Genomic DNA, 7,341 nt, shown 5'->3' with positions numbered 1-7,341 from the left:
GTGGCTTTGTCTTGCGCTTGGAGTCCTTGCCGGGGGTGTCGTCGCCACGAGCCATCCGCGGCCCATTGTGATCGAGGAAATCCTCCTCGACCCCGCCGATCCGTCGGACGGGCGACCCATCAGCGTGCGGCTACGGGTGAGGAACGACGGCACGGAGACAACGGGGTGGCAGCGGGTTTCCGTATCCTTCCGCGGCGATGCGAGCCAACCCGTCAACTTTTACGATCAACCGCCGTTGGAGCCGGGTCGATCGACGGAGTTTGCCTCCAGTCTCCGCGCGTGGGTCCCAGCGGGCGCATGGACGATCAACGCGACGATCCTCCAGCGGTCCGGAGCGACCTACAGCGAACCCCTCTCCAAGTCCGTCGTCGTCCGCGACGACCCCGCGGCCCGCGCGAATCTCGTGGCGAGTCTTTTCCGGGCCACAGACGCAAACGTCACGCGGCCAAGCGGCATCAATTTCTCTTGGAACGTCGAAAATCACGGCGGGGCCGCCGCCATGCCGTTCCAAGTGCGGTTCTTCCTCGACGACACCGTTTTCGACACCTACAACGTCACGCTCGTCCTCGATCCGGGCACGACACTCGTTCGGGGGATCAGCCAACAATCGGACCCGTCGACGAAGCGCCTCTCGTTGCGTGCGGGCAACTTCACGGCGCGCATGGTCGTCGATCCCGATGAAGCCATCGAGGAGTCGACGACGGTCGACAACGTGCGAACTTTCAACTTCACCATCCTTCCCGAGCCGGCCAAGGTATACGTCGTGGCAGTCTCCACGAATCCAACCGAACCCCGTGCGAACGAGCCGTTTCGGGTTCAGGTCGTTATCGAGAATCGAGGGGAGCTCAAGGCGCCGCCCTCGCGGATGCGGGTGCTCCTTGACGACGTACCACTTGCCGAAGTCGACGTGCCGGAGATCCCCGAAGGAACGATTCGCGTCGAAGCGGGCGAGGGCGCGCTTCCGGCGGGCCAGCATTCGATCGGGGTCGATGTCGACATCGACCAGGACTATCCGCTACGTTGCACATTCCTGTGCAATGGTGCGGAGCGGTGGAGCCGATTCCTCACGATCCGAGCGCTACCCGCACCAAACTCGGAATCTGCATCGCAATCGGAAGCCGCGGAACGCTCGGAGGACCGCGAAGCCCCGCGTGACGATGAACCGCCGGAACGGTCCGAGGAAGACTCGGGCGCGCGCGATCTCGTCCTGCCGCGGCAGGAGACGCCTTTTCCGTCTGGAATCCTCGCCGTGGTGGCGGGTCTTGTTGCGGCAGCTCGACGTTCCGCCGGGCGCAACGTTGAAAGCGGGCATCCCCGATAGCCCGACGCGAGCGGCTTCCCCTGCATAGGCGGAAGCGAGCGAAGGGCCCTATGGACAACCAGGCGCGAGATTGGATGCAGGCGGCCGGATCTCCCTTGGCCGACCGCTTCGCCCGCCCCGTCGCCGACCTCCGCGTCTCGCTCACCGACCGGTGCAACTTCCGGTGCGTCTTCTGCCACAACGAAGGGCAGGGGCTCGTTCGCGCGCCGCGCGCGCCCGCGCCGGGCGAGATGTCGACAGACGAGGTCGTTCGCCTGCTTCACGTGGCGCAAAGCCTGGGCGTGCAAAGCGCCAAGCTCACGGGCGGCGAGCCGCTCGTGCGAAGCGACGTGGAGGAGATCGTCTTCCGCGCCCCGCCGGGAATGGAGATGAGCCTCACCACGAACGCGAGCCTTCTTGCCGGTCGCGCCCGAGCGCTCAAGGAGGCCGGATTGCGGCGCGTGAACGTGAGCCTGCACGCGCCCGACGCGGAGGCGTTCCGCTCCATCACGCGCGGCTCGCTTCCCTCCGTCATGGCCGGCGTGGGCGCCGCGCTCGAGGCGGGCCTTACGCCCGTGAAGCTCAACATGGTCGTCTTCCGGCCGACGCTCCCGTACGTCTTCGACATGGTCGAGTTCGTCGCGCGAACGCCGGGCACGCAGCTCCAGCTCATCCAGTTCATGCCGGAGCTCGTCGCGCATCGCGAATGGATGGTGCCCATCGAGGACGTCCATCGGGCGTTGGCCGCACGGGCCGAGTCCGTGGACGTGCGCGCCATGCACCACCGTCGCGTCTACCACGTGCGGACGGGCGACGGACGCGCCGACGTCGAAATCGTGGACCCCGTGGGCAACGCCGAGTTCTGCGCGAACTGCCATCGCTTGCGCGTGACGGCGACCGGGCACCTGAAGGGTTGCCTCAACCGCAACGACGATCTCGTGCCCACGCGCGGCCTCTCCGACGACGAGCTCGCCGCGGCGTTTCGGCGCGTCGTGGCCGCGCGCGTGCCCTACTACGGCGCGCACCTTCGGAAGGATGCGTCGGGGGAATGGGTGCCCGCCGACCCGTCTCGCGCGCGATGAGCCCGCAGGCTTCATATCCGGGCACCGGGCTTGCGCGCCGTGCAGGCGCAGATCCGGGCCCAATCGCCCCCGGCCGTCGCGCGCGCGGCGGCGCTGTGGCAGCTCCTTCGCCCCGGCAACTGCGCCATGACCGCCGTCGGCGTGGTCGCGGGGGCCCTCGTCGCCTCGGGGCCCGCCGCCGCGTCGCTTTGGCCCACGGTGGCGCTGGGGGCGGCGGCGGGGTTCGCCTTCGCGGGCGCGGGAAACGCGCTCAACGATTGGGTCGACCGTGAGGTCGACGCGAGGGCGCATCCGGGCCGACCGCTTCCGTCCGGCCGGCTTTCCCCCGACGCGGCGCTGCGGGCGCAGGCTGTGCTGTTTGCCCTCTCCGTCGCGGCGGCCGCGGCTATCGCCTGGACGTTCACCTCGCCGCTTGCGCTGCTCCTTGTCCTCCCGGCCCTCGTGCTCATGGTGGCCTACGAGCTTCGTCTGAAGGCGACAGGGCTCTCCGGAAACGTCGCCGTGAGCCTCCTCACAGGCGCGCCTTTTGTCATGGGCGGCATCGCCGTGAACGCGCCCGAAACCCCCGTCCTCGTGCTCGCGCTCCTGGCGGTGCTCGTGAACCTGGGCCGCGAAGTGGTGAAGGACGTGGAGGACATGCAGGCCGACGCGGGCGCGCGCCGGACGTTTCCCATGACGGCCGGCGTTTCGGCCGCCACGGCTCTCGCCCGCGCGGCGATCCTGGCGGGCGTCGCCCTCTCGCCGCTTCCGTGGCTCCTTGGAACCATGGGCCCGTCGTACCTTCCCGCCGTGGCCGCGGCCGACGTTGTGCTCCTGTGGGCGGCGTTCGAGGCGAAACGGCCATCTAGGAGTTCGCGCCTGGCCAAGCTTGGCATGCTCGTGGGGCTCGTGGCCTTCCTCGTGGGGAGGATGGGAGCGTGAGGGACGCGGTGTGGCGCTATTTGCAGGAGCGGACCGCCAAGGGAAAGGTGCACCTCACGCTCCTCGACCCCGCAAGCCAGCCCACGGAGCGCGGAGCCGAGATCGCCGTCAAGGCCAAGGAGTTTGGGACCGACGGCTTCATGGTCGGAGGTTCCACGGGCGTGACGAGCGAGAATCTCGACGCCCTCGTGCGCGCCATCCAGGAGGCCACGGGCCTTCCGGTCGTGCATTTTCCCAACCAGGCGAAGGCGCTCTCGCCCAACGTGGACGCCATCTGGTTCATGTCCACGCTCAACAGCCGGAATCCGCGCTTCATCACGCGCGAGCAGATGCTTGGCGCGCCAATCCTCGCGGCCGCGGGCATCGAAGCCATCGGCATGGGGTACCTCATCGTCGAGCCGGGCATGACAGTCGGCAAGGTGAGCGAGGCGGACCTCATCCCTCGGACGGAGGAAGGCGCTCGGATGGCGGCGGCCTACGCGCTCGCGGCGCAATTCTTCGGGATGAAGGTCGTGTACCTTGAAGGGGGCTCGGGGGCCCACGAGCACGTGCCCGCATCCATCGTCGCGGCGGTGAAGCGCGCCGTCGAGATCCCCGTCATGGTGGGCGGCGGCATCCGCGAGGCCGCCCACGCCCGCAGCGTGCTTGCCGGCGGCGCCGACATCGTCGTCACGGGCACGGTCGCAGAGAAGGGGGGCTTCGAGGCGCTTCGAGCGATCGTCGCCGAGGTCAAGCGGGGCTGAACGTCAGCCCGCGCGGAGCGCGTCGAGCGGGTCCTGGCGCCGGGCGTAAGAAAGCGCGATCCGCGCGGCCGCCAGCGCGACCGAAACGGACAAGGCGGCAAGCAGGAGCGCGTCCGTCCAGGCGGCCTGCAGGCGCAAAGGCAGGCCTCCCAACCCCGGCAGCACGGGAACGACCGACGCGAGGAGCACGACGAGGCCTCCCGCGAGGATGCCGACTGCCGCGCCCGACACGCCGACGGCGGCCCCCGCGGCCAGGTAGGCGTTTCGAACCGTGGCAAACGACACGCCGACGGCGGCAAGCGTGGCGATCTTGTGCGCGTCCTGCAACACGAGCATGGTGAGCGCGTGCGCGCTCCACGCGAGGATGGCCGCCACGGCGATCGTGGCGAGGAGAAGGGCCACCGCACGCAGCGATCCGAACAGGGGGCCCAGGTAGTAGGCTTCGAACTCGGGGAGCGAACGGGCGCTCCAGCCGGTCGCGCCCGCCGCGGCAAGCGCGCGCTCGCCCCCCTCGCCGTCGACGACAAAGACATTGGCCACGGGCCGTCCCGGATGTTCGCCCACGAGCGTCCGCGCGCGCTCGATGGGAAGGAAGACCGCGTAGAGATCCACGACGGGCAAGCCTGTCGAATACAGCCCGACCACGCGCGCCGGGCGAACGATGGGCCGAAGCTCCCCTCCAACGGTCTCGGTCCGTCCCGCGGTGAGGTTCACCACGTCACCCACCGCAACGCCGCGGTCGCGCGCCGCGGATTGGCCCAGCACCACGGGCGCGACATCGATGCCGTCGACCTGCGTCCAGTCCGACTCGAACAACGCCCCCTCCACGATGCGGCTTGCCAGCCGCCGGTCCAAACGGTCCAGGCCCACCGCCAATCCGGCGCTCCAATTGCGATGGTCCTCCCCCCTGGTCCAAAGGACCTGCGCTTCCAAACGCGGACGCGCCGCGTCCCCGAAGGCGGCTTGCGCGGAAGCGATGGGAACCATCTCCCCGCGCGCGAAGTCCGTCGACGCGCGTGCGATCCGCCCGTCCCCGGCGACGGTGGCGGAAAGCTCGTCGGCCACGGCGGCCTCGAGACCGGACAGGAGCGCAAGCACGAGGAAGAGCCCGGCGACACCCGATCCCAGGACCACGACGAGCGCCCCATAGCGGCCGCGATGCTGCGTCCACTCCGCCCGAGCGAGCAGGCGCCACGCGCTCACGCCCTCGCCCTCCAACGCAGCGCGGCCGACGTTGCCGCCCACGTTCCGACGGCCACCGCAAGAAGGTAGGCGAGGGCCGGTGCAAGCGTCGCGAGGTCCACCCCTCGCAACAACGCCGCCCGCGTGGCTTCGAGCGCGACGGCGCCGGGAAGCGCCGCCGCGACGGACGCGACCGGACCCGGCATGAAGGCCACGGGGAACAGCACGCCGGAGACAAGGAACATCGGGAAGGCGAGGAAGGCGGCCACGAGCACCGCATCCGAGAGCCCGCGCGCGAGCGAGCCCAGAAGCGCGCCCACGCCCGCCAGGGCCGCGCCGGCGGCGAGGATCGCGGCCACCGCGAGCGGAAGCCCGGCCGTGGGGAGCGAAGTCAACGCGGCGCCGGCGACCAGGAGAAGGATCGTCTCACCGCCCACGATCGCAAGCGCAAGACCGGCCTTGCCGGCCGCCACGCCGGCCACGGGAACGGGATACGCGAGCAGACGCGGCAAGAGCCCTCGAGGATGCTCGAGCCCGACGACGGCGGCTCCGGCCAGGGTGGCGGTCCAGAACACGGAGAGAGCGACCGTGATGGGCGCGAGGATCTGCGCGGGCGACAGGCGGCCGGAAAGCACGCCTCGTTCCTGCACCTCCACCGGAAGCGCGGTGGCGCGAAGGTAGGTTGACGAGTCCTCCAACACGCCCACGGCCAGCCGGAGGAAGGCGAGGTCGGCGTCCAGAAGCCTCGCCTGATCGGGGGTGAGATTCGCCTCGTGACGAAGGGTCTCGAGGTCCACGACGACTTGTCGGAACCCCCGCAGGTCGCCCACGCCGGGCAGCGCCGGGCCGCCTTCCAAGGCCAACCGCAGGTTCGACAGGACCGTCGTCATCTTGAGGCGCACGAACCGCTCGATGAACTCTTGAGCGACGCCCCGCAGCAGGGAGTCGGCGACCTGCGCGCGGACGGGGTCCGAACGGTCGAGCACGATCGTCACGTTCGTCGTGCGGACGAGGCTCCGCACGTCCTGAAGAAAGTGCGGGGGAATCACGAGCACCGCGTCGACCTCGCCGCGCGAGAGGAGGGCCACGCCCTCGTCGAGCGTCCGCACCGATCGAACGTCGGCGGCCTGCGCGAGCGCGTCGCGAAGCGATTCGATCGAGATGGCCTCGCCGTCCACGACCAGGTGCACGCCGTCCTCGTCCTGCACGACGAGGGCCACGGGAACCCGGACGTCCTGGGCGACGAAGGCGAAGCCGAGGATGCCGCCCGCAAGCATCGGGTACAGGAGCAGCATGGCCAGGAGCCCGCGGCGGCGCAGCAGCACGCGGGCGTCCTTGGCCAAGACGATCCGCGCGGCCGCAAGCGCTCCGGTCACGCGACGAGGCCTCCCCGGTACGCCTCCGCAAGCGCCGGCTGCACCTGCTCCCAGGCGCCGTCGGACGCCACGCGGCCGTCGACGAGCACGACGAAGCGGCCGCAAAGCTCCGAAGCCATGGCAAGGTCGTGCGTCGACAGGAGCACGGTCCGGCGCCGGCTCCGCAGCCGCTCGAGGAGCGCGCGGAACTCGCGTCCCGCGCCGGGGTCAAGCCCTGTCGTGGGCTCGTCGAGCAATAGAACGGGGGGGTCGTGCACGAGCGCAAGGCCGACGTTGAGCCGCGCGCGCATGCCGCCCGAGAGCTCGCCGGCGGCCGAATCGGCGCGCGGCGCGAGCCCGATGCTGCCAAGGATCTCGGCAGCGCGACCGAAGGCCGCCTCCGAAGAAAGCCCGTGCAGGCGCCCGGCGAGAACGAGCGACTCGCGGGCCGAGAGCTCGTCGTGCAAGGCCGCCTCCTGCGGCACGAATCCCACGCGCTCGCGAACGCGGCGGGGCTCGCGCGCGACGTCGAAGCCCGCCACGAGCGCCGCGCCGTGCGTGGCCGGCGTGGCGGCGGCGAGAATGCGAAGGACCGTCGTCTTCCCGGAGCCGTTTTGCCCAAGCAGCGCGACCGTCTCTCCCTCTTGGACAAGGAGGTCCACGTCCCGCAGGGCCGTGCGGGCGCCAAAGCGCTTGCCCAGGCCTCGCGCGTCGATCGCCGGCGGCACGTTGCGAAGGAGCTTTCCGTTCGTTTGAGG

General features: G+C 70.3%; 7 protein-coding genes. 4 read left to right on the top strand and 3 right to left on the bottom strand.

The features are described from left to right. The 4 genes from VM681_02165 to VM681_02150 all read left to right on the top strand — a co-directional run. Window positions 1–1,321 (top strand): CARDB domain-containing protein (locus VM681_02165; GenBank protein ID HVL86806.1); only part of this gene is annotated, 1,321 nt, incomplete at its 5' end. 74 nt (window positions 1,322–1,395) lie between these two features. Further along, window positions 1,396–2,382, top strand: coding sequence for a GTP 3',8-cyclase MoaA (gene moaA, locus VM681_02160; protein ID HVL86805.1), 987 nt, complete (start codon window positions 1,396–1,398; stop codon window positions 2,380–2,382). 39 nt (window positions 2,383–2,421) lie between these two features. After that, complete coding sequence (locus VM681_02155) at window positions 2,422–3,303, top strand: geranylgeranylglycerol-phosphate geranylgeranyltransferase (protein ID HVL86804.1); 882 nt, start codon at window positions 2,422–2,424, stop codon at window positions 3,301–3,303. Then, window positions 3,300–4,046, top strand: coding sequence for a geranylgeranylglyceryl/heptaprenylglyceryl phosphate synthase (locus tag VM681_02150; protein ID HVL86803.1), 747 nt, complete (start codon window positions 3,300–3,302; stop codon window positions 4,044–4,046). The genes VM681_02155 and VM681_02150 overlap by 4 nt, the downstream gene beginning before the upstream one ends. Window positions 4,047–4,049: 3 nt before the next feature. Here the strand turns inward: VM681_02150 and VM681_02145 are convergent, their stop codons facing one another. From VM681_02145 to VM681_02135, 3 genes are read right to left on the bottom strand one after another with little or no spacing between them, the layout of a single operon-like run. After that, window positions 4,050–5,291, bottom strand: a complete 1,242-nt coding sequence (locus tag VM681_02145; protein HVL86802.1) for a hypothetical protein — start codon at window positions 5,289–5,291, stop codon at window positions 4,050–4,052. Then, window positions 5,246–6,604 (bottom strand): ABC transporter permease, encoded by a 1,359-nt coding sequence (locus tag VM681_02140; GenBank protein ID HVL86801.1) that lies wholly within the window; start codon window positions 6,602–6,604, stop codon window positions 5,246–5,248. The genes VM681_02145 and VM681_02140 overlap by 46 nt, the downstream gene beginning before the upstream one ends. Beyond that, window positions 6,601–7,311: an ABC transporter ATP-binding protein gene (locus tag VM681_02135; protein ID HVL86800.1), complete on the bottom strand. Its 711-nt coding sequence runs from the start codon at window positions 7,309–7,311 to the stop codon at window positions 6,601–6,603. Before VM681_02135 ends, VM681_02140 begins: the two co-directional genes overlap by 4 nt. Between the last annotated feature and the right edge of the window lie 30 nt (window positions 7,312–7,341).

This window comes from Candidatus Thermoplasmatota archaeon, assembly GCA_035541015.1.
In the GTDB taxonomy this organism is placed as follows: Archaea; Thermoplasmatota; SW-10-69-26; order JACQPN01; family JAIVGT01; genus DATLFM01.
This window is presented reverse-complemented; position numbering and strand designations above follow the sequence as displayed.